This is a genomic window from Rhodospirillales bacterium RIFCSPLOWO2_02_FULL_58_16, assembly GCA_001830425.1.
In the GTDB taxonomy this organism is placed as follows: Bacteria; Pseudomonadota; Alphaproteobacteria; order Rhodospirillales; family 2-02-FULL-58-16; genus 2-02-FULL-58-16.
The window spans coordinates 33,700-54,709 of record MIAA01000036.1 but is presented as its reverse complement, the minus strand read 5'-3'; the positions used below and the strand labels follow the sequence as shown (position 1 = coordinate 54,709).

Here is a 21,010-nt window from a genome sequence, read left to right as displayed (position 1 = left end):
ATCATCGCCGCCATATGGGTCGTAATAATGCCTCAATCAGCACTCAACCCGGCTTATTAACGGTCGACTGATTATTACCGTCGCGTCGGCGTTGATTGAAATGCGGCTTTCAAATTCGAGAATCTTCTCGTCATCCGCTTGGGCGATCCCCGCCGCCGGCAACGCGGCGAGCAGAACAAGGCTGTGGAGAATACGTTTCATGGTCAGCCGAACATATGATACCTTTGCCGTCTTGTCCAAGTGAGAGCAAAACGATGCGGATCATTCTTTTCGCCGCCATTTTTGTGATGGCGCCGGCGCCGGGCGATCCGGCCCATGCCTATCTTGATCCCGGCACCGGCAGCATCCTGCTGCAAATGATTCTTGGCGGCGCGGCCGGCGCGGCGGTAGTGCTTAAGCTCTACTGGCGCCGGATTATTTCCTTTTTCAAGTCCGCTCCCGGCAAGCGGCAAAAACCCGATGATTGAAGCCGATCCGGGGTCGTTTCGCGATGTTGCCGGCACGGTCTTTCACGTTGACGGGCGGATATTGCGAACGGTCGGCAAAGCGGCGGCGGAAGACTTTGACTTTCTCCATGATTGCGGATTGCTGGATGAGCTTGTCGCCGCCGGTCGCATGGTCGATGCGTGGAAGGTCGATGCGGATATCCGGCAAGACGCGCATTATGTCCTGGAGCATCCGCGCCTGCCCTTTATTTCCTACCCCTACGAATGGTGTTTTACGGCGTTGAAATCGGCGGCGCTGCTGCATCTGGATGTTCACCTGTCGGCCCTGGACAAGGGGATGACCCTGTCGGACGCTTCCGCCTACAACGTGCAGTTCATCGGCAGCCGACCGATTTTCATTGATGCCCTTTCCTTCCGGCGTTACCGGCAGGGAGAATTCTGGCTGGGCTATCGGCAATTCTGCCGGCAGTTTCTAAATCCGCTGTTGCTGCGCTCGCTGTTCGCCATCCCTCATAACGACTGGTTTCGCGGCAGTCTGGAAGGAATCCCGACGGAGGAATTGCGGCGGATGCTTTCGCCGCGCCATTTCTTTTCCGGGAATATCCTCACCCATGTCGTTCTTCAGGCGGCTTTGGGGCCGTCTGACGGCGGCGGCCTCGAAATCAGCAGGCAGGACATCGGGAACCGGACGTTTCCCCTGTCCGCCTTGCGTAGAATGTTGAGAAAATTGCGGACTTGGATATCCGGTCTGAAGCCGGGCGACAGGAGCGGGACTCAGTGGCGGGAATATGAAACTTTCAAGTCGTACTCTGACGCCGAGACCGGCGCCAAGAAAGCCTTCGTCGCCGAATTTTGCGAGGCCGTGCGCCCCGCCATGCTGTGGGACATGGGATGCAACACGGGAGAATTTTCAAAAGCGGCGCTGGATAGCGGCGCCGGGCGCGCCGTCGGTTGGGACATGGACCAGAACGCCCTCGATATCGCCTTCACCGCCGCCGATCAGTCAGGGATCGCCTTTACGCCGTTGTTCGGCAATGCCGCCAATCCCTCGCCGGCCCAGGGATGGAATCAGGCGGAGCGCATGGGCTGGTTCGAGCGGGGGCCGGCCGAGGCGGTGCTGGCGCTGGCCTTCGTCCATCATTTGGCGATTACCCATAACGCGCCGCTGAACGGCATTATCGGCCTTTTGATATCAATCGCGCCGACCGGCGTCATCGAGTTCGCGCCCAAAAGCGATCCTCAAATTCAGCGCATGTTGCAGTTACGCGACGATATCTTTAACGACTACGCTATGGAAAATTTCAGCGAAGCTTTAAGTCGGCGCGCCCGCATTATTAAATCAGGGACGCTGGAACCGAGCGGGCGCAAGCTGATTTGGTTTGATGCGCGCGAGGCGTCGTCATGATTGAGGTAACCGCTCTTCGCAAGTCCTTCAAATCGGTAGCCGCGCTTGACGGCGTCGATTTCACCGCCCGCAACGGCGAGGTGACCGGACTGATCGGCCCTAACGGCGCCGGCAAGACTACGGCGCTGCGTATTATCTATACGGTGATGCGTCCCGATTCGGGGAACGCCAGGGTGGACGGGTTTGATGTCGTTGCCGACCGACGCTCGGTTCAGCAGCGCATCGGCGTACTGCCCGACAGCCGGGGTCTCTATCCCCGGCTCACCGCCCGCGAGCATGTCCGCTATTATGGCCGCCTGCACGGCCTGGACGGCGCTGAACTGGAAAACCGCATCGACAAGCTGGTCGAGACCCTGGGACTGGGTGAGTTCGCCGACCGCCGCGCCAAAGGATTTTCCAAGGGTCAGGCCCGCAAGGTCGCCTTGGCCCGCGCCCTGGTTCACGAGCCGCCCAACCTGTTGCTGGATGAGCCGACAAACGGCCTTGATATCGCAAGCTCCCGCGCCGTCCACCGTCTGATCCGCAATATCCGCGACCAGGGTCGATGCGTGCTGTTTTGCAGTCACATCATGCGGGAGGTGGCGGCCATCTGCGACCGTATCGTTATTATCGCCCACGGCAAAATTGCCGCTTGTGGAACCCCGGCGGAGTTGCTTGAACAAACCGGCAAACCGGACCTGGAGGAAATGTTTCTGGACGTCACCGGCGGCGAAGCGGGGTGGTGACCGACATGTGGCGCCGCATCATCATCGTTTTCGCCAAGGAGGTAAAAGACAACATCCGCGACCGGCGCTCCCTGCTGGTGGCGTTGATTTATCCGCTGATGGGGCCGATTCTTCTCGGCCTGATGATGACGATGGCGGCCTCCGTGGTTTCCGGCGGCGGCGAGGGCGAGTCGAAATTCACCCTCCATGTTCAGGGCGCCGAATATGGCCCCGCTCTCATCGCCTATCTTGAAGACAAAGGGGTTGTGATTGCCCCGGCGCCCAAAGACCCGCGAGAATCCGTACGCCTCGGCAGGGTGAACATTGTGCTGGCGATCAGCGGAAATTTCTCCGAGATGTTTGACGCCGGGCGCACGGCTTCGGTGCAGGTGATTTCCAATCCGTCGCGGTTGCCCGGCCTGACGGCTCTCAATCGCGTCGCCTCCCTTCTCGGCGGCTTTAACATTTTAATCTGGGGGCGGCGTCTCGCCGACGAAGATATCGACATGAAGGTTTTGCGGCCGCTTTCCATTGACAGCGTCAATGTCGGGGCAATCACCCATATTACCGATATTTTATTATTCATGGTGCCGCCGTTGATCATCTTCAACGTGTTTATGGGCGGCGTCTATCTGGCTATCGACACCACATCGGGGGAGCGGGAACGGGGGTCGCTGGAGCCGTTGCTTATCAACCCCATAGAACGGTGGGGACTGATGCTCGGCAAGTTTCTCGCGGCGCTGCTGTTCACGGCAGTGGCGGTGTTGGTTCAACTGGCCGCCTTCAAGATGGTGTTCAATACGATGGGAGGACCGGATTCGCCGTTCGCGCAAATACTATCCATCCCCACGTTGCTTGGGATCATAATGACGTTAGCGCCGCTGATGATGCTGGCGGTGGGGGCGCAGTTCATCATCGCCACCGTTACCCGCAGCTTCAAGGAGGCCCAGACTTATCTGGGATTGCTGCCGCTGGCGCCGGCTCTGCCCGGTCTGGTTATGGTATTGTCGCCTGTTGAAGCCGAGAAGTGGATGATGGCAATTCCTACTTTCAGCCAGACCTTGTTGCTTGGTCAGTTTGTGCGCGGCGAATCGGTTGAGTTGCTTAACGTCGTGATTTCCATGTCGTCGTCAACCGCCCTGGCGCTTGTTCTTATTGCTTGCGCCGCCGGTCTTTATGCGCGTGAGGAACTTATTTTCGGAGGATAATTATGGGCCATGTAAAAGATTTTCTTAAACAGACGGCGGAAATCGCCGCCGCCATCGATCCTCAATCAGTGGAACGCATGGCCGTCGCCCTGAAGGGTCTGCGTGAGCGGAGAGGGCGGCTGTTCCTTGTCGGAGTAGGCGGCGGCGCGGCCAATTGCAGCCACGCCGTCAACGATTTTCGTAAGCTGTGCGCCATCGAAGCCTACACGCCGGTGGATAATGTCTCGGAATTGACGGCGCGCACCAACGATGAAGGCTGGGAGACGGTCTATTCCGCCTGGCTGGAAACCAGCCGCGCCGACAGGAACGACGCCTTGATGGTATTCTCGGTCGGCGGCGGCGATCTGGAGCGCAACGTCAGCGCCAATATCGTGCAGGCGGTAAAATTCGCCAAGGCGCGGGCCATGACGGTGCTCGGCGTGGTCGGCCGCGACGGCGGCTATACCAAAAGCGCGGGCGATGAAGTGGTGGTGATTCCCACCGTCGCCCCCAATCACATTACGCCCCATGCCGAAGCCTTCCAGGCGGTCGTCTGGCACTGCCTTGTTTCTCATCCTGATCTGGCGGTTAAAAGCGCCAAATGGGAAGGCCTGGACTCAGGGAAAGCCGTCTGATCATGGCGGCGAAGGCCGTGTTTCTCGACCGTGACGGGGTTTTGACGCGGGCGGTAATTCGCCAAGGAATCCCCTTCGCGCCGGTCAGTTTGGAAGAAATGGAGATTCTCCCCGGCGCCGTTGAAGCCGTGGAAAGTCTGCGCAAGGCGGGCTTTTTGACCATCGTCGTCACTAACCAGCCCGATGTCGCCAGGGGAAAGATGAAACGCGAGGCGGTGGAGGCCATGCATAAAAAACTGCGGGGGCTTCTGGCGCTGAATGATATTTTTGTCTGCTGTCACGATGACGGCGACGGCTGTAAATGCCGCAAGCCGCAGCCGGGGATGCTTAATGACGCCGCCGAGCGCTTCGGCATAGACCTATCCGCCAGCTTCCTGATCGGTGATCGATGGAAAGACGCCGCCGCCGGAAAAGCCGCCGGATGCGCCTCTATATGGATCGACTTCGGCTACGACGAACCACCTGCCGAGGCGGCGGATTTCATCGTCTCATCCCTCGGCGAAGCGGTTGCCGTTATCTTAAAGAATCCCCGGTGACCCTCCGACAGCGTTGATATTGTATCAGCGGCCATTGACGATGACTCGAAACGAACCCCTCCGTCATGCCCGTGCTTGTCACGGGCATCCACGTCTTCCGGGTACGAAAATGGTGTGAGGAAAAGACGTGGATGGCCGGATCAAGTCCGGCCAAGACGGTTTTGCGTATGTGTGATACTAACGGTCAATATCAACGGCCATTGACGTTAATCGCCGCCTTCACCTTTTCAAAGGCGCGGACTTCGATCTGGCGCACCCTTTCCCGGCTGATTCCATAGCGCGTCCCCAGGTCCTCAAGAGTCATCGGATCATCCTTCAGTCGCCGCTCGGTAAAAATGCGGCGTTCGCGTTGCGAAAGTCCGGCGACGGCTTTTTTCAGGAAAACCATGCGCTGTTCCATTTCTTCCTTGTTCCGGCACAGGGTCTCGGGCGAGGAGGATTCATCGACGAGGGTGTCCTGGAATTCCATAGTCTCTTCCCGGGACAGCGGCGCATTCAGGGAAAGGTCGCGCACCGTCAGGCGACGGTTCATGTCGATGATCTCGCGCTCCGACACCTTCATCTTCCTGGAAAGTTCGGCGGCCTGTTCCGAAGTCAGTTCCTCGCCGTCAAGGATGTTCAGTCCGGATTTGATCTTGCGCAGAGAGAAGAACAGCTTCTTTTGCGCCGCCATGGTTCCCAGCTTGACCATCGACCACGAACGAAGAACGTATTCGGTAATGGCCGCTTTTATCCACCACATGGCGTATGTGGAAAGGCGGAACCCGCGCTCCGGCTCAAATTTTTTGACGGCCTTCATAAGGCCGATTGTCCCCTCGGAAACAAGATCGGATACCGGCAGGCCGTAGCCGCGAAATCCCACGGCGATCCTGGCGACAAGACGCAAGTGGCTGGTTACCAGCTTATGCGCGGCTTCCATATCGTTATGCTCACGCCAGCGCCGAGCCAGCATGTATTCCTCTTGAGGCTCCAGAATGGGAAATTTCCAGATATCACGGAAATAACCCGACAGTCCGCCATCCATCGGAACGGTCGGCAATTTCATGCTCATCGAATAAGACATGCGCCATATCCTCCTTTTCGAAGCAATATGCGAATTCAACCGGCTCTCATATCAGGCCCCGGACGGGCGCCCGATGCCGATGATCATACACGTTTCATTCCTAAAGTCAAGCCCCGGCGGATAAAGTCGTTTAATATCAAGGGGTTGCCTGGCTTAGATGGCGACGGGACGCGACAAAAGAATACCCCCTCCGAACGGTCTGCCCGGAGGGGGTAAAATTCTTCAGCCTTGCAGATAAGGCGGGAGCTACTTGGTAACGACGCTTGCCGCCGCTGTTTCGCTCTCTTTTTTGTTATCATCGATATTCAGGCTGAGGTCCAGGTCAGGAATGGGCGGAAGGTTGGTATCCTGGCCGTTGCCGATTTCAGCCTTGCGCTTCTGGCGATACATACTGCGGATCGCCGCGTAGTAGTCAATGGACGTGCTCTTGATCTGATTAAGCTCTTCCATCACGCCAGCATATTCGCTGATGCCCTTGCCGGCCATCATGGACCAGTAGGCCGCATCCTCATCCGTATTCTTCAGATACATGGACAGGGGATCGAAATAGCTGTCGACAAAGATCTTGCCGACGGCGTCGCGGGGATTGGACGGTCCGAACAGCGGCAGGACAAGATAGAACCCTTCGCCTACGCCGTAGGAGCCGAGGGTTTGTCCGAAGTCTTCTTTATGCGAGGGAATGCCCAGGTCTCCGGCGACGTCTCCGATGCCGCCGGCGCCCGCAATGGTATTGATCACGAAGCGCCCGAAGGTCCTCATGGCCCGCTGCCCCTCTAACTGAAGCAGATCGTTGGCCAGGATAACCGGGGTGTTGAGGTTATGAATGAGGTTGCCTACGCCGTTGCGGAAACCCGCCGGCAAATAATTATAGACCGTGCTGATGGGCCTGAGCAGGAAGTCCTGAATGCCTTCGTTAACATCGAACATAAAACGGTTAAAAGGCTCGATGGGATCGTTGAAATCATCACCGCCTGCGGCGGCGGCGCCTTCCGCCAATTGATCAGCGGTCGCCGCTCCGGGACCATCGATGCCGACAGGGGCGGTTTTTTCAAAATCACCGGCCTTTGAAAGCGTAGCGCTTCCGGCGACAAGGGCGCCCGTCAGCAAAAGGGCGTTAAAGAAGTAAAGTACTTTATTGGAACTTATCAAAAGAGCCTCCCCATAAAAACATGTCCCTCGACCCGAAGAACGCGACTCGGTTATCTTATCTAAGTTAACTTCCGCGTTTCTGCAACCGTGATATCCGTAAAAATCTAAATTATGGTTAATGTGTGTTTTTTTGTCACACCCTATTGTCAGGAAAGCATCAAGGTTCTAGAAACTGCTATGGTTAACATCATAGTTTCAAAATAGTCCACCGGGAATCTAAAGCATGAATTACCACGTTACAACTCTCAAGGCCCTTGTTTTTCTCGTTATGTCGTTGACGGTTCTTTCCGGCAGCGCCGGCGCCGCCTCCGCAAGCGCCTCTACAAGCATCACTCCGCGAGCCATTGTCGAGAAATTTCATGGAAACCTGCTGGCGGTAATGAAAGAAGCCGATGCCCTCGGCATAAAGGGACGCTATAGTCGTCTGGCGCCGGAAATTGAGCAGACCTTCGATTTTCCCAAGATGATAAAGATAGCATCCGGTGATTTTTGGAATGCGGCAAGCGTCGAGCAGCAGAAAAATCTCTCTGATGCCTTCACGAAATTAAGCATCAGCACCTATGCGTCCCAATTTGACGGCTTTTCCGGCGAGGCTTTCGAGACCGTCGGCGAAAGGCCGGGACCGCAGCAGACGCTGCTGGTTGAAACCAGGATTTTACGCCCTCAGAAGTCGCCCGTGGGCATCACCTATGTGCTGAGAATGAATAATGAGCAGTGGCAAATCGTTGATGTGTTGCTCGATAATTCGATCAGCGAACTTGCCGTGCGCCGCTCTGAATATCGCATGGTGCTGAAAAATTCAGGCGTTGACGGACTCGTTAAGGTTCTCAATGAAAAAGCCGAAGCCATGACCGCGAAATAGCCGGTTCATTTCGCGGCTTCATGCTCCGGCATCAAGGTGAACATGAAGCCGAGGAGCGTTCCCCACGCCAGCCACAACGCTTCGCGGATTCGTCGCACCACCGCCACCGCCACCCCCAGCGCCGGAACTCCGGTCATCGCCGAGCAGACGACAAAGAACACGCCCTCCTGAATGCCGATCCCGGCCGGAATAAAGAATGCTCCGGCGCGCACCAGTTGCGCCGCCGCCTCGATAATCCAGGCATCGGCCAGGGATATCGGATGCCCGAGAAACAGCATCGAATAATAGACTTCGGCGGCGCCGAGCAGCCAGTTGACCAGGGCCAGCATCACCGCGCCGGCGAACCGCCGCTTGTGTTGAGTGTAAAAACGGACCAGCCGCTCGTCCATGTCATGGATGTGGTGGACCACGCCGTTGACCCAGGCGCCGATTCGCCGACGACCGATCCAGGCGCCGGTAATTGATGTAATTTTCAGCCGTTGAATGATGAAAAACAGGCCGATGCCCATTCCCAGGGTCAAAAGTCCCAGGCCGGAGACGAACTTGTAGGATAAGGGCAGCGCCGGCGCGCTCCACATAAGGACAAAGCCGCCGATGAGGAAAATCATCAGGGAGGCCATGTTGATGGTTTTGCCGAGGATCAGCGACGCCGTTCCCTCGCGGTATCCGATGCCGTAGTATTTCTTCAGCAGTATGGCCTTGACCGGCTCGCCACCCATGCCGGCGGCCGGCATTACCGTGTTGAAAACCTCGCCTACCATCCGCGCCTTCCAGGTTCGATACATCCAGACGCCGTTCAGCGGAACCTCAACCAGCGCCATCTGCCAGGTGAAGGAGTCAATGGTGAAGGCGATGAGATAAAGGCCGAAAATCACGGCCAGCCCCCATCCGACCTGAATTACCCGTTCACTCACATCGGCAATATCAGTCTCACCAAGCACCAGAACCAGGAGACCGAGGCCGATTGCAAGATAGAGGAATTTCAGATAGCGCAAGCCGACATTCCCTAAACATGAAACTCGTTGACGTTACGGATGAAAAGCGCCGCCCAGTAGACCTGGGCGCCGACGGCCCCGGCCGGCAAAAGCACCCAGGTCAAATCGAAAAGGGCAAGCCCGAGAACGATAAAACAAAAATCGGCGCGGCTGAGTTCGCGTAATATGAAGACAGCCCATTCCTGCCATTTTTCAGGCGTCACGGGTTTTTCGGCGGCCAGACGCCCGGTGGGATCGTAATCGCCCGCATCTTCATGCTTTCGGCGGGTTTTGGCGGCGAAAAAGAGGCTGATGACATAGTTGACGGTTCCCCCCGCCGCCGCCGCCATCCCCATCCACAGCCATGCCTCTTGCCCGGTCGATCCGGCGACCCCGACGCCGAGGCCGGCGAAGAACCCGACATGAACGATAAAATCAACGAAGCTGTCATAGTGCATGCCGAACGTTGAGCATTGATCCTTGATGCGGGCGATCTCGCCGTCACAATTATCAAGGATGTAACACAAAACCAGCATGACGCCGCCGGCCGTTTCCATGGCCCAGCTCCCTCGCGTCATCGCCCATGCGCAACCAAGCCCTGAAAGCATCGAGATCGTGGTTGTCTGATTGGCGCTGATCGGCGTTTTTGCGAGCAGCGGAGTCATGAAAAACGATAGATGTCGGACCAGGGGAAACAGGGTCTTTGGCGGCGGCGGCACATAGGGTTGCTTCGGGCCGGTCGTCATGTATTCCCCTTATTATTTTTAATTACCGGCGGCCAGATGACCATCAGCGCCGGCAACACAAACAGGGTGCTTAACAGACTCAGCGTGATGGTGATGGTCAGCAACACGCCCATGCTTGACGTTCCGGGATGGCCGGACAAGGCCATGGAGCCGAACGATCCGATGGTGGTAAGCGCGCTGAACAGCACGGCGCGGGGGGTGCTGGTCATCAAGGCGGCGGCCGATCCGGCCTCCTCGCGTTCACGGATTACCAGATGAATGCCGCTCGCCACGCCAAGCCCGAACAAAAGAGGCAACGCTATAATGTTGGCGAGGTTGAACGGAATGTTGAACAAAACCGATATGGCGACGGTCAGCAGCGACGCCAGCAACAGCGGCGCGAACACCAGCAGGCTGTCGCGGAAGGACCGCAACACCACCAAAAGCATCAGCGAGATGCCGCTGACGGCCAGCAATGCCGCCTGCCAAAAGGCGGCGACTACCGTATTGCCGGCCTCCAGTATGACCACCGGCATTCCGGTAGAGTGGGGCGCGATGCTGCGCACGGCATTGACGAAGCGGTAAAGCGCCTCCTTGTTTTGCAGGTTTTCCTTGGGATAAACCTTAAGCCGCGCCCGGCCGTCGGCGGCGATATGGTGATCGCGCAAGGTGGCGGGGATATCTTTTATGGTGACCGGTTCGGCCGTCAGGGACTCCCGCAGGACGCGAAGCCGGCCGGGAAGGCCTGAAAGCAGTCTTGCCTCAAGCTCATTCAATACGTCTCCGTCAACGGAAGATTCTTTGATCAGCCCCGAGAAGGCGGCCTCAAGACGACGGGCGCTTGCCGCATGATCCCCCGTGGCCGGCAGCCTGAGTTTTGCCCTGAGCGAAGCAAGCGCTTCGGCGCGTCCTTTCGCCGGCGGCGGCGTCTTGCCTTCAGCCGATAGCGACGGGGCAAGGAACAATGCCATGGCGCCGATAATTTCCAGTTTCTTGTCCTGGTCCACGGGAACATAGTCGGCAAGGGTTTCCGTAGAATCCACCTCGCCAAGGACATCAAGCCTGCCGGCAAGTTCTTCAGCCTGATCAAGATTATTGGCGAGAACGGTGATGGAATAAGGACTGGTGCGGGAATCATCCATCAGGTCAAACAGGGTGGACACCGACTCCGACTTCGGGTCTTTCAGATTCAGGGGATCGGAATCGAACCCGGCTTTCGGCAAAAATACCGCTGCGGCAAGCCCGAGGACCAGCGCCGCCCAGGCGATTGATTTGGCGTGGCTGTAGCCGAACCACTCCGCCGAGGCGGACAGTTCGCGCTCATCTGTTTTCGGCTCCGCAGACAAAGGCGACAGCGTAAGAACGGCCGGCAATATGGTCATATTGGCGAACAGGGCGATGAACATCCCGGTGCCGGCGATAAGGCCGAGTTCAGCCAGTCCGATATAATCCGTCGGCAGAAAGGAATAGAAGGCGATAGCGGCGGATACGGCGCACAGCGTCAAGGCGTCGCCGCCGCCGTCGGCGGCGTGGCGAAGCGCCGCCGCATGCGACTCATTGTTATCTATTCCCTCCTTGTAACGAAGGGCCAGATGAACCCCGAACTCGTCGCTGAGACCGATGAACAGCACCGCAAAGGCCACCGATAAAAGATTAAGCTGCCCGAAGGCGGCGATGGCAAAGGCGGCGTTCCAGATCAGCCCCATAATCAGGGTGGCGAAAATGGCGATGAGGAGGCGAACCGAGCGCAGCCCGATAATCAACAAGCCGCCGACCAGGAACAGCGACAACAGGGCGGCCATGCCCATGCCCTCCTGTACGCTCATCATCTCCTCATGCCCCAACGCCGCCGAGCCGGTGAGACGGACGCTCACTCCGCGTTGTTTATCCAGAGATAACTCGCGGGCATGGCCTCTCAACGCTTTCATGGCCTTGATTGCCGGTTGCAGGGTGCTGAAATCCAACGCCGGTTGAATCATAAGAAAGCGTCGTTTGTCCTTTTTTGCGCCGGTCTTGCCGCGCATAAGATCATGCCAGGACAGGCTCGAGAACTTTCCGGCGGCCTGTTTTTCCGCAACATCGGCGATGGAATTCAGCAAGGCGCTTATCTCTATCGGCGCCTTGCCGTCCTTCTTGCCGGTTTCGTCGATAACCAGCTCCAGCATTTTGAACAGGCCGCGCAGACTCATGTCCTGCCATAACTTGCCGAGAAACGGTTGAGCCTCGGCCAAGCGGTCGCTTAGTTCATTTAAGTCATTCTCATTAAGAAAAAGCAACCCGTTGCGGCGGAAAAAATGGTCTCCGGCAATGTCGTAGACACCGCCGAACAGCTCGGGGTATTGGCGCAATCGCGCCGCCAGCATCAAGGTGGCGTCATCGGCCAAATCCGGGGTTTCACCCTCGATTACGACCAGAATGTTGTCCGAAAACTGGGGAAAGGCGGCATTAAGCTCCGCCGAATCCTTGCGGAATTGAAGCTCCGACGACAACATATCGGTAGTTTTGGTGTTAATCGAAATGTTATTGGACAGATAATAGACCGAACCGACAGAGGCAGCCGTTGAGGCGAAGATAACCAACAGAGCAAATCGGCGAACGTAGTCAACCCAACGCACGAGAAATCGGCGATAGGCTTTTGCGGCGGCGTCGAGCATAATTCAAATCCATACATTTAACAGGCGCTTAACAGGCGCTTATAGTGCCGAAAGCGTCGGCCTGCCAAGCGTGTCATCATTCAGGCCGTCTTTTAAGGAGTTTCCGATGCAAGGTCCTCCCTGGGATCAGCGAATCGCCCGCATACTCGTTAAACCGCTGGTTAATACGCCGGTTACCCCCAATCACCTTACGATTTTATCGTTGTTGACGGCGCTTGCCGGCGCCGGCCTGTTCGCCGTCGGCGATTCGCAAATGGCTAACTGGGGAGCCGGTTTATTCGTGCTGGCCCGCTTCATGGATCATTTTGACGGTGAATTGGCGCGCCAGCAGGCCTCCTCTTCCAGGCTCGGCTACTTCCTTGATTACATTGCCGGGGCGCTGAGTTACGGAACGCTGTTCTTTTGCATCGGCGCCGGCTTGTATAACGGGCCGTTGGGAAGCTGGGCGGTCGTCCTCGGCGTAGCGGGGACGACTTCCGCCATCCTGTCCATGTTCCTTAACCTCAACATCGACAAGGCGTTGGGCGGCGAGACCGTCGGCTATCCCGGATTCGCCGGTTTCGAGCTGGAAGACGGCATTTACCTGCTGGCCCCCATCACCTGGCTCGGCTACCTGGAGCCTTTTTTCATTGCTTGCGGTATCGGCGCCTCCGTCTATTGCCTGTGGACCCTATGGACCCTGCTGAGGCTGAAAAACAAGGCGGAATAACCGCATTATTTTTCACTGTAAGTCGTAGGAAAATATTTTAACATTCCCTGTTGCTTATGGCTCATCAAATGATAGTATGTCGTCCCATTATGAGGCACTATAGTTAGTGATTTGATTTTTGCCTATTGAAGAATTCGGCGGGGGCTTCCAAAATTCTTCGCGATCTCGGGAAAGGGATAGAGAATCGTGAAAGGAATGATCAGGCGTACGGCGGTCGTCGCGCTTATGGTTTATGGGCTTGGCGCTTGCGCCGGCTATTCCGAAGGTCGGGGAATAGTCGATTCGTCTTTCTGGGACACCGGAATGCTGTTCGGCTCCAATGACCGGGCGGAACTCGGCCTTGCCGAAATGGCCAAGGGCAATTACGCGGGAGCCGAAGTCCACTTCAACAAGGCGTTGCGAACCGATCCCAAGGATGTCCACGCCTTGCTGGCTCTTGGGTTTATTTATCAAAGCACCGGGCGGGCGGTGAAGGCCCGTGAAATGTATGAATCAATCCTCGCCATCAGGCCTGACAACAGCAAACAGCTTGTCGTGTGGAAAGAGTTATCGACGCGCCCGGTTTCCGAGATCGCCAGCGTCAATCTCGCCCTGCTGGAAAGCGGAAACATTGTGGGAGGCATGGAGAACAGCGGTTACGGAGAAAGTTTGCCGTCCCCGCCCGGTTTTCCGGCGGACGCCGGCAACCCGATAATCAGCGGCGCTCCTGCCGGTCCGGCCCTGCTGGGCAGGACGGCGCTGCCGCCGCCCAGCCCCGAATCCAGCGCACGGGCGGCGGGATTGGCCCCCACGTTCAGCGGCAATGAAGCCAATGTCGTCGCCCGTTTCAAGGCCATGACCGCGTTGCGCGATCAAAGCCTGATTACCCCGGAAGAATTCAATACCCGCCGTCAGGCCAATATAGGCGCTCTGTTGCCTCTTACTTCTCCGCCTGCGGCGTCCGGCATGGATCGTCCGGTGCCGTCGTCGGAACAGATATCCGGACGCCTCAGGGCTATCGGGCGGGCGCTTGAAATGCGCGCCCTTTCCGTCAGTCAACATTCCGCCGAGCGCACCATGATCCTTGACGCCCTGATGCCCTCGGCGCCGGTATCGGTAGCCAATCCCGGAGCGCCGCCCAAAGGTTTGATGGAAGCCGCCGACGCCGTGCGCAAACTGGAGACGTTGCGGGATGAAAAGCTGATCGACACCGATGAGTACGCCAAGGAGCGAACCGCCATCGAACGCTCCATGCAGCCCGCCGGCACGCCGACCAACAGTCCGTCAGCAGGCAACGGCGCGGCGGTGTCCGCCAAGTCCGGCGCCAAGCGCTCCGGGACGCAACCCGCCGTCCATCTCGCCTCTTACCGTTCGCAAAACGCCGCTGATCGCGGATGGGCGCAAGTGAAGCGCGCCCACCCGACTCTCCTCGGCGATCTTACGCCTGAGGTTTCCAAGGTCGATATGGGACAGGGCAAAGGAATCTTTTACCGGCTTAAGGCCGGACCTCTCAACAGCGACGCCGCCGCCGCCGATATCTGCGCCAAACTGAAACTTCGCCGCCAATATTGCGAGCCGAGTTTTATGGGATCAGGCTGATGTTTACGGAATGATTTGCACCGGCGCCGGCAGTCCGCCCCGGCCCGGAAGGGATGTGCCGCCGCCATATGATCCCGGCGAATCTTGCGGAGTCTTGCTGTCACGGGGGGAAACGGTCAGCATAACACTGCTGCCGCCCAGCGTGGTGCTCTGAATCTGGATGGTGGCGACTCGGTTTTCGCGGGAATAGGTGAGTACGCTCACCGTCGAGCGAATCAAGGTGATTTCCCGCCAGCCGTACCCCGGCAATTCCTGTTTGAAGAAATCAAATATATCGTTGGTGTTATGTGATGATTTGATGGCCAGTCTGCCCAACCATGCCTCATCGCCGCCGAATACCATGGTGCTGTCCATATCGATATCGGACTTGGCCGGCATCGGGATGTCGGCAAAGCGGGAGGAGGCTTTCCCGATATCCGGTTTCCCGGACTTTTCGCCGGTTGTGGCGTCCGTATTGGAACAGCTGGACACGGCGATGCCGATGCTTAATAGAATTACGGGAAGTTTGAGACTGAATCTGAACATGGTCTGATTTTCTCACGGATTATATTTATCAAACCTTAACGTCTCTTATTTTTTGCGGCCCGTTGTTTTCTGTTTCTTTCGGTACATCACCATGAAGAACAGGGTGACGACGGGAATAACTGCGGCGGCGACGACCAACAACTCCTGTGCAAAGCCCATCCAGATAAAGATCGGGACCAGCAGGATGCCGTCATCGGCGTCGAATCCGTAAAAGCTCTTCAACTCCGCCGCCCGTTGTCCGTCTATCTCCTCCATGCGCATCACCAGCCAAAGGATTGACGCCACGGCAATGCCGGCGACTACCCCCAGCGGCGCGGCCCATATTCCGAGGCTGCTTGTCGTCAGGCCGACCCCCAGGCCGATGAAGATCAAAGTATTGCAAATCCCGTCGGCGATCAGGTCATAGGTATGCCCCCACGGGCTGGATTTTCCGGTCACTCTGGCCAGATCGCCGTCGGCCCGGTCCAGAAACACCGACAGGACAAACACGCCGCCGCCGATGACGCGCCAAGGCTGCTCGCCGACCATCATGCACGCCGCTGCGGTAAGGCCGACAATCAGACGCACGGTTGTCAGGTGATTGGGAGTCACCGCCGTTGCCGCCAGGGAGCGCACCAGGGTGGCGCGCGCGGCGCGGTGTATCCAGGTGTTATGACTGATGGCCCTCTCCCTTTCCGAATTACGTTAGCGCGTCTTAGAGCATTATTCGACCAAATGGAACCGCCTGCGCCGAAAAAGACCCCGGCCCTTCGGGTTGCGCCTTGGCGGACGCCCGCTTCGTTGCGCCGTTCGACCGATGCTTTTGCATCGCTCTTCACGTCGCGTCTCGCGGATCGCCTCGCCAATGCGCAACGCAGGCAATTCCATTTGGTCGGATAACGCTCTAGCCGGCAAGAAAAGCCTTGAAGCGACGGGCAACCTCGAACGGCTTGACGGAGGGTCGTCCGAGGTCGGTCGTGGAGCCGATGGAGATTCGCATATGAATTAAGTGAGGTCCTGGCGTTGATAGAGCCTGCGCCAAGGCCTCGGCGAATCCTTCAAGAGAATCACATGAAGATGCTCCGGCATAGCCGCAGGCCATGGCGATAGCGGCAAAATCGACATTGGCCGCCGCCGTCGGCTGGCCGCCGGTGGAATCGTAGACGCCGTTGTCGAGAACGATATGGATCAGATTGCCGGGAGCGTACGCGCCGATAGTGGCCAGCGCCCCCATCTTCATCAACGCCGCGCCGTCCCCGTCAAGCACCACCACCGGTCGGCGCACATTGAGGGCGACGCCGAGGCCGGAGGCGGCGGCGCATCCCATCGATCCCACCTGATAAAAGTGCTGAGGCCGGTCGGCGATAGTGAACAGCTCGCGTCCGCATTTTCCGGTGGTGGCGATGACCGCCGCCGCATCGGGAATCTCCGCCGACAGGCATTCAAGGGTCTGCATCCGCGACGGCGGGGCATTTTTCCCGTTCCGCAGGTCCACCGAACGCCCATGGGGAGGCGCCGCCGCCGGCGCTGCCTTCAGAGGCTCGGAAGCGACATTGCCTTTTTGCATGATGAAGGCGAAGGGAAGACCGCTGCGCTCCATAACCGAATCGGCCTCGGCCAGCGCTTTCGCCACATCTTCCCGGCAGGAGGGGAATGGTCGGTGAGGAATCCTGATAACGTCCAGCAGCGCCGGTGTGATCTCGCCCATCAATTCGTGCTGGGGTTCATCGGCAAGCCCCGGCTCCCCGCGCCAGGTTACGATCAGCAGCGTCGGAATGCGAAACGGGAAGTTCAGCGAGGTCAACGGGTTCACCGTGTTGCCCAACCCCGAGTTCTGGCACATGACCGCCGTCTTGTGTCCGGCCAGCCAGGCGCCGGCGGCGATGCCCACCGCCTCGCCTTCGCTGGCGGCGGCGATATAGGTCAGCCTTTTATCGCCGATCACCCGATTGATCAGCGGCGTCAGCAGCGAGCAGGGAACGCCGGTAAAGAAATCAAATCCCGCCTCACGGGCGGGAGCCAGAAAATCGTCGGCTCCGATCACAGGAACTCACGCGCTTTTGCAAGGTCGGAGGTGTCGTCAACATCCAGCCAGTGGCCGGTGACATAAAGCACGGAAATTTTGTGACCGTCTTCCAGCAATCCGGCGAACAGGCCGACCAGACCTGCCTTATGAAGGCTGCCGTCTTCGCGCATCGTCGCCATTTTGGCGCGCACCAGTCGGCCTCCTTCGGCGGTAAGCTTGGCCAGACCGATCCACTCGCCGTTCACCGTATCTGTTTTCAGGTCGGGACCGATGCGGCTGAGATGCACATGATCGTCCTTCAGGTAATCGGTGGAAAAGCCGGTGGTGCAGGCGCACAGGTCGCGCACCCATTCGGCGGAGTCGGAGCGGCGACTCTCCCACATGGCGTCCACCGCCAATACGATATCGCCGGAAGCCGCCCTGATTCTATCAAGTATATAATGACGGAACAGGATGTCGCCGTAAGCGACCAGACATTCCCCCTGAATGCTGTCTACGGCGCAGGCAAGGCTGGCGACCTCGCCGGTGGTGGCGTAAACATCGTTGTCAACGGTCTTGATCGAGGGCAGATTGATCATCTCCTTGTGGTAGCCGCGAACCACGGTGATGTCGCGCACCCCGCCTTCGTTGAAGGTATCCACCAGACGGCGCAGCAGGGGTTGACCGCGAACATCAACCATGCACTTGGGACGGTCTTCGGTGAGTTTGCCCAACTGGCGTCCGCGTGAGGCGGCGAGAATAACGGCCCTCGGCTCGTCGCGCTTGGAAGGCAGATAACGTTTCTCGGCCTCCGCCAGTTCGTCATCGCCGGTGATTGCAAAAACTTCCTGAACGCTGACGATGCTGTCCTCGACGCCGGCCAGACTTTCCTCGCGCTGAATGCGGCAACTGATGTCGCGCATGGCGGTAATGGCGGCGCGCATGTTGTGGTTGGCCCAGATAACCACCGAAATTCCGGCCTTGCGGAACTCGTCGGTGGGGGTGTTGAAATACTTGGTGGGGACGATCACCACCGGGCAGCGGTTGCCCCATTCAGCCTTGAAAGCCAACACTTCGTCGGCGGTTGAGCGTTTGGAATGGATCAGCAGGGCGTCGGCGCCGGCCTTATGGTAGGCCTCGGCGCGGCGCAGGGCTTCGTCCAGCCCCCAACCGGCGATCAGGGCTTCTATTCGCGCCACCAAACAGAAATCCGCATTGGTCTGGCTGTCCTTGCCAGCCTGGATTTTACCGCAAAACTCATCGATTTCGGCCAATTGCTGGCGCTCGCCGATGAACGAGTTGGTCTTGGGGAACACCTTGTCCTCGATGCAGATGCCGGCGATGTCGCGCTCGCACATTTTGCGCACTACCCGGCGGAGGTTGTTGAAATTGCCGTAGCCGGTATCGCCGTCCATCAGGATGGGAATCGAGGTGGCGTCCGACATGAACTCCATTACGTCAAGAACCTGGGTCCACGACGCCTCGTTATTGTCGCGCAGCCCCATTGCCGCCGATACCGACAGGCCGGAGGCCCAAATGCCCTTGAAGCCCGACTCTTCGACGATCTTGGCGGACAGGCCGTCGTGAGCCTCCATAAGAAACTCAATCTCGGGCGACATTATCATCGCCCTCAACTGCGCCGCTTTGGTCGGCGATTCTTCCGCTTTGACGGATATCGGTTTTATTTTAACTGACACTTACACGGGTTCCTCATCAAGGATTGCAAGGGCGCATATAGCATAATTACGCACAAACTCAATGTTCAAAGCGCGGGCGTCTGAAATAGCCGGGCTTGATAAATTCCTCTTCTGAATCTAAGGATAGATAATATTTTTAACCGGGATGTCGGCAAGCACATGAAAACCTGTCTGATCGTAGATGATTCAAAGGTCATCCGCATGGTGGCCCGCAAGATACTGACCGAACTCGGCTTTGAAGCGCGGGAAGCGGCTGACGGTCAACTCGCCTTTGACGCCTGCAAGGCGGCTATGCCGGAAGCGGTTTTGCTCGACTGGAACATGCCGGTTATGAACGGCGTCGAATTCCTGAAGGAGCTTCGCCTGCTTCCCGGCGGCGACAAGCCGGTGGTTATTTTCTGCACGACCGAGAACGATATCGAACATATTCAGAAAGCTATCGAGGCGGGAGCCAACGAATACATCATGAAGCCCTTCGACAGCGAGATCATTCAGGCCAAGTTCTCCCAGGTCGGCCTCCTGTAGCTTCCTTCCTGACAATTTCTCTCCCATGAAAAAGCAAATCGCCGCCCGGCGGACCTTCGCCATTATCTCGCATCCCGACGCCGGTAAAACGACGCTTACGGAAAAGCTTCTGCTGTTCGGCGGAGCCATAAAAATGGCCGGCGCCGTGAAGGCTCGCGGGAAAGCGCGCAACACCCGTTCCGACTGGATGAAGGTGGAAGCGGAGCGCGGCATTTCCGTGGCCTCCTCGGTGATGACCTATGAGTTCGGCGGCTGCACCTTTAATCTGTTGGACACGCCCGGCCACGAGGATTTCAGCGAGGACACCTATCGCACGCTCACCGCCGTCGATTCGGCGGTCATGGTCATCGACGCGGCCAAAGGCATCGAGTCCCGGACGCGAAAACTTTTCGAAGTCTGCCGCCTGCGGGACATTCCGATCATAACCTTTATCAATAAACTGGACCGCGAAGGGCGCGATCCGTTTGATTTGCTGGATGATATCGAGCAGACCCTGGCCCTCAACGTTACGCCGGTCAGTTGGCCAATCGGCATGGGGCGGGATTTTCTCGGCTGTTACGATATTCTTAACGACGGACTGTTGCTTATCGGCAAGGGTCAGACCTCCGGCCTGGAGCAGTGCGTCGGCTTGGACGATCCGAAGCTTGACGTCCTTTTGCCCGAACAAGCCGTCCGCAAATTGCGCGAGGATATTCTTATGGCCGAGGGGCTGTGCCATGCGTTTGATCTTCAGTCTTACCGCGAGGGCCATTTGAGTCCGGTCTATTTCGGCAGCGCCATAAACAATTTCGGCGTTCACGAACTTCTCAAAGGCCTGATCGCCATGGCCCCCCCGCCTCAATCGCGGCAGGCCGAGGAACGCATCGTCGCTCCCGACGAGGAAAAGGTCAGCGGGTTCGTGTTCAAGATTCAGGCCAACATGGACCCCAAGCATCGGGACCGGATCGCCTTCTTCCGTTTGTCATCCGGGCGCCTGAAGCGGGGGATGAAACTGCAACATGTGCGGAGCGGCAAGCAATTCATCCTTCATAATCCGTTGCTGTTCCTCGCCCAGAATCGGGAAACCGTCGATGACGCCTGGGCCGGGGACATCATCGGCATTCCCAACCACGGCAACCTTCGCATCGGCGATACGCTGACCGAGGGCGAGACGCTGAAGTTCACCGGAATTCCGAGCTTTGCTCCCGAAATGATGAAAAGCGTGCATCCCGAAGACCCCATGCGCGCCAAGCATCTGGGGCGTTCCTTGCGTCATCTGGCCGAAGAAGGCGTCGCCAGGGTGTTCAAGCCGCAAATCGGCTTTGACTGGATCATCGGCGTTATCGGCGCCCTTCAGTTCGAGGTGATCGCCGATCGCATCCGCACCGAATACGACATCCCGGTGCGCCTTGAGCCGACGACGCTCTATACCGCCCGCTGGGTTGAGGCTGACGACTGCCTGACCATGAAAAAATTTATCAAGGCCAACAGCGCGGCCATCGCCGATGATCACGACGGCGCTCCCGTTTTCATGGCGCGGAACGCCTGGCATCTTGACCAGGCCGGCAAGGATTGGCCGGAAATCCGTTTCCTGAAGACGAAGGAACAGACAAGGTAAGGTCGTTTCCTGATTTTTTAGGTATGGACGTAAGAATTTCGTTGAGATATGTATG

21 protein-coding genes are annotated in these 21,010 nt (G+C 57.9%); 11 read left to right on the top strand and 10 right to left on the bottom strand.

Annotated features, from left to right (window positions below; genetic code table 11):
• Nucleotides 1-36: 36 nt before the first annotated feature.
• Complete coding sequence (locus A3H92_09315) at nucleotides 37-240, bottom strand: hypothetical protein (GenBank protein ID OHC74258.1); 204 nt, start codon at nucleotides 238-240, stop codon at nucleotides 37-39.
• A 47-nt stretch (nucleotides 241-287) separates the two neighbouring features.
• Here A3H92_09315 and A3H92_09310 point away from each other — a divergent pair, with 47 nt between their 5' ends.
• From A3H92_09310 to A3H92_09285, 6 genes are read left to right on the top strand one after another with little or no spacing between them, the layout of a single operon-like run.
• Nucleotides 288-467, top strand: a complete 180-nt coding sequence (locus tag A3H92_09310; GenBank protein OHC74266.1) for a hypothetical protein — start codon at nucleotides 288-290, stop codon at nucleotides 465-467.
• A complete protein-coding gene (locus A3H92_09305) occupies nucleotides 460-1,851 on the top strand; it encodes a hypothetical protein (protein ID OHC74257.1) in 1,392 nt (463 codons plus the stop codon). The genes A3H92_09310 and A3H92_09305 overlap by 8 nt, the downstream gene beginning before the upstream one ends.
• Nucleotides 1,848-2,576, top strand: a complete 729-nt coding sequence (locus A3H92_09300) for an ABC transporter (GenBank protein OHC74256.1) — start codon at nucleotides 1,848-1,850, stop codon at nucleotides 2,574-2,576. The genes A3H92_09305 and A3H92_09300 overlap by 4 nt, the downstream gene beginning before the upstream one ends.
• Nucleotides 2,570-3,763, top strand: coding sequence for a hypothetical protein (locus A3H92_09295; protein ID OHC74255.1), 1,194 nt, complete (start codon nucleotides 2,570-2,572; stop codon nucleotides 3,761-3,763). Before A3H92_09300 ends, A3H92_09295 begins: the two co-directional genes overlap by 7 nt.
• Before the next feature lie 2 nt (nucleotides 3,764-3,765).
• A complete protein-coding gene (locus A3H92_09290) occupies nucleotides 3,766-4,377 on the top strand; it encodes a sugar isomerase (GenBank protein OHC74254.1) in 612 nt (203 codons plus the stop codon).
• 2 nt (nucleotides 4,378-4,379) lie between these two features.
• Nucleotides 4,380-4,913, top strand: coding sequence for a D,D-heptose 1,7-bisphosphate phosphatase (locus A3H92_09285; GenBank protein ID OHC74253.1), 534 nt, complete (start codon nucleotides 4,380-4,382; stop codon nucleotides 4,911-4,913).
• Between the two features lie 190 nt (nucleotides 4,914-5,103).
• On the opposite strand, the gene A3H92_09280 is transcribed toward A3H92_09285, so the two are convergent.
• Together A3H92_09280 and A3H92_09275 are read right to left on the bottom strand one after the other, a co-directional pair.
• Nucleotides 5,104-5,964 (bottom strand): RNA polymerase factor sigma-32, encoded by an 861-nt coding sequence (locus A3H92_09280; GenBank protein OHC74265.1) that lies wholly within the window; start codon nucleotides 5,962-5,964, stop codon nucleotides 5,104-5,106.
• A gap of 258 nt (nucleotides 5,965-6,222) precedes the next feature.
• Nucleotides 6,223-7,125, bottom strand: coding sequence for a hypothetical protein (locus A3H92_09275; protein OHC74252.1), 903 nt, complete (start codon nucleotides 7,123-7,125; stop codon nucleotides 6,223-6,225).
• Nucleotides 7,126-7,348: 223 nt separating this feature from the next.
• On the opposite strand from A3H92_09275, the gene A3H92_09270 reads away from it, so the two are divergent.
• On the top strand, nucleotides 7,349-7,987 hold the full coding sequence (locus A3H92_09270) for a hypothetical protein (protein ID OHC74251.1): 639 nt from the start codon (nucleotides 7,349-7,351) through the stop codon (nucleotides 7,985-7,987).
• Nucleotides 7,988-7,992: 5 nt separating this feature from the next.
• Here A3H92_09270 and A3H92_09265 read toward each other — a convergent pair whose 3' ends face one another.
• The 3 genes from A3H92_09265 to A3H92_09255 are packed head-to-tail and all read right to left on the bottom strand — an operon-like array spanning nucleotide 7,993 to nucleotide 12,340.
• Nucleotides 7,993-8,982 carry a hypothetical protein gene (locus tag A3H92_09265; protein ID OHC74250.1) on the bottom strand — a complete coding sequence of 330 codons (990 nt, stop codon included), beginning with the start codon at nucleotides 8,980-8,982 and terminating at the stop codon, nucleotides 7,993-7,995.
• Nucleotides 8,983-8,993: 11 nt separating this feature from the next.
• Complete coding sequence (locus A3H92_09260; protein OHC74249.1) at nucleotides 8,994-9,707, bottom strand: hypothetical protein; 714 nt, start codon at nucleotides 9,705-9,707, stop codon at nucleotides 8,994-8,996.
• Nucleotides 9,704-12,340, bottom strand: a complete 2,637-nt coding sequence (locus A3H92_09255) for a hypothetical protein (protein ID OHC74248.1) — start codon at nucleotides 12,338-12,340, stop codon at nucleotides 9,704-9,706. The genes A3H92_09260 and A3H92_09255 overlap by 4 nt, the downstream gene beginning before the upstream one ends.
• A 106-nt stretch (nucleotides 12,341-12,446) precedes the next feature.
• Here A3H92_09255 and A3H92_09250 point away from each other — a divergent pair, with 106 nt between their 5' ends.
• Complete coding sequence (locus tag A3H92_09250; protein ID OHC74247.1) at nucleotides 12,447-13,049, top strand: hypothetical protein; 603 nt, start codon at nucleotides 12,447-12,449, stop codon at nucleotides 13,047-13,049.
• A 195-nt stretch (nucleotides 13,050-13,244) separates the two neighbouring features.
• Nucleotides 13,245-14,627, top strand: coding sequence for a hypothetical protein (locus A3H92_09245; protein OHC74246.1), 1,383 nt, complete (start codon nucleotides 13,245-13,247; stop codon nucleotides 14,625-14,627).
• A 3-nt stretch (nucleotides 14,628-14,630) separates the two neighbouring features.
• On the opposite strand, the gene A3H92_09240 is transcribed toward A3H92_09245, so the two are convergent.
• The 4 genes from A3H92_09240 to A3H92_09225 form a co-directional block, all read right to left on the bottom strand.
• Nucleotides 14,631-15,152 (bottom strand): hypothetical protein, encoded by a 522-nt coding sequence (locus A3H92_09240; protein OHC74245.1) that lies wholly within the window; start codon nucleotides 15,150-15,152, stop codon nucleotides 14,631-14,633.
• A 45-nt stretch (nucleotides 15,153-15,197) separates the two neighbouring features.
• The gene (locus A3H92_09235) at nucleotides 15,198-15,812 is read right to left on the bottom strand and encodes a hypothetical protein (protein OHC74244.1); all 615 of its coding nucleotides are present in this window, start codon (nucleotides 15,810-15,812) and stop codon (nucleotides 15,198-15,200) included.
• Nucleotides 15,813-16,035: 223 nt separating this feature from the next.
• The gene (locus A3H92_09230; protein OHC74243.1) at nucleotides 16,036-17,175 is read right to left on the bottom strand and encodes a phosphonopyruvate decarboxylase; all 1,140 of its coding nucleotides are present in this window, start codon (nucleotides 17,173-17,175) and stop codon (nucleotides 16,036-16,038) included.
• Nucleotides 17,172-18,833 carry a phosphoenolpyruvate mutase gene (locus tag A3H92_09225; GenBank protein ID OHC74242.1) on the bottom strand — a complete coding sequence of 554 codons (1,662 nt, stop codon included), beginning with the start codon at nucleotides 18,831-18,833 and terminating at the stop codon, nucleotides 17,172-17,174. The genes A3H92_09230 and A3H92_09225 overlap by 4 nt, the downstream gene beginning before the upstream one ends.
• Before the next feature lie 159 nt (nucleotides 18,834-18,992).
• Between A3H92_09225 and A3H92_09220 the strand changes: the two genes are divergently transcribed.
• Both A3H92_09220 and A3H92_09215 read left to right on the top strand, forming a co-directional pair.
• Complete coding sequence (locus A3H92_09220; GenBank protein ID OHC74241.1) at nucleotides 18,993-19,358, top strand: two-component system response regulator; 366 nt, start codon at nucleotides 18,993-18,995, stop codon at nucleotides 19,356-19,358.
• 25 nt (nucleotides 19,359-19,383) lie between these two features.
• Nucleotides 19,384-20,955 carry a peptide chain release factor 3 gene (locus tag A3H92_09215; GenBank protein ID OHC74240.1) on the top strand — a complete coding sequence of 524 codons (1,572 nt, stop codon included), beginning with the start codon at nucleotides 19,384-19,386 and terminating at the stop codon, nucleotides 20,953-20,955.
• The last annotated feature ends 55 nt before the right edge of the window (nucleotides 20,956-21,010 follow it).

Bases quoted from the DNA above. Each gene is read 5' to 3' on its own strand.
- A3H92_09310 (OHC74266.1), top strand. From the start codon at position 288: ATGGCGCCGGCGCCGGGCGATCCGGCCCATGCCTATCTTGATCCCGGC.
- A3H92_09305 (OHC74257.1), top strand. From the start codon at position 460: ATGATTGAAGCCGATCCGGGGTCGTTTCGCGATGTTGCCGGCACGGTC.
- A3H92_09300 (OHC74256.1), top strand. From the start codon at position 1,848: ATGATTGAGGTAACCGCTCTTCGCAAGTCCTTCAAATCGGTAGCCGCG.
- A3H92_09290 (OHC74254.1), top strand. From the start codon at position 3,766: ATGGGCCATGTAAAAGATTTTCTTAAACAGACGGCGGAAATCGCCGCC.
- A3H92_09285 (OHC74253.1), top strand. From the start codon at position 4,380: ATGGCGGCGAAGGCCGTGTTTCTCGACCGTGACGGGGTTTTGACGCGG.
- A3H92_09280 (OHC74265.1), bottom strand. From the start codon at position 5,964: ATGAGCATGAAATTGCCGACCGTTCCGATGGATGGCGGACTGTCGGGT.
- A3H92_09270 (OHC74251.1), top strand. From the start codon at position 7,349: ATGAATTACCACGTTACAACTCTCAAGGCCCTTGTTTTTCTCGTTATG.
- A3H92_09260 (OHC74249.1), bottom strand. From the start codon at position 9,707: ATGACGACCGGCCCGAAGCAACCCTATGTGCCGCCGCCGCCAAAGACC.
- A3H92_09255 (OHC74248.1), bottom strand. From the start codon at position 12,340: ATGCTCGACGCCGCCGCAAAAGCCTATCGCCGATTTCTCGTGCGTTGG.
- A3H92_09250 (OHC74247.1), top strand. From the start codon at position 12,447: ATGCAAGGTCCTCCCTGGGATCAGCGAATCGCCCGCATACTCGTTAAA.
- A3H92_09245 (OHC74246.1), top strand. From the start codon at position 13,245: ATGATCAGGCGTACGGCGGTCGTCGCGCTTATGGTTTATGGGCTTGGC.
- A3H92_09240 (OHC74245.1), bottom strand. From the start codon at position 15,152: ATGTTCAGATTCAGTCTCAAACTTCCCGTAATTCTATTAAGCATCGGC.
- A3H92_09220 (OHC74241.1), top strand. From the start codon at position 18,993: ATGAAAACCTGTCTGATCGTAGATGATTCAAAGGTCATCCGCATGGTG.
- A3H92_09215 (OHC74240.1), top strand. From the start codon at position 19,384: ATGAAAAAGCAAATCGCCGCCCGGCGGACCTTCGCCATTATCTCGCAT.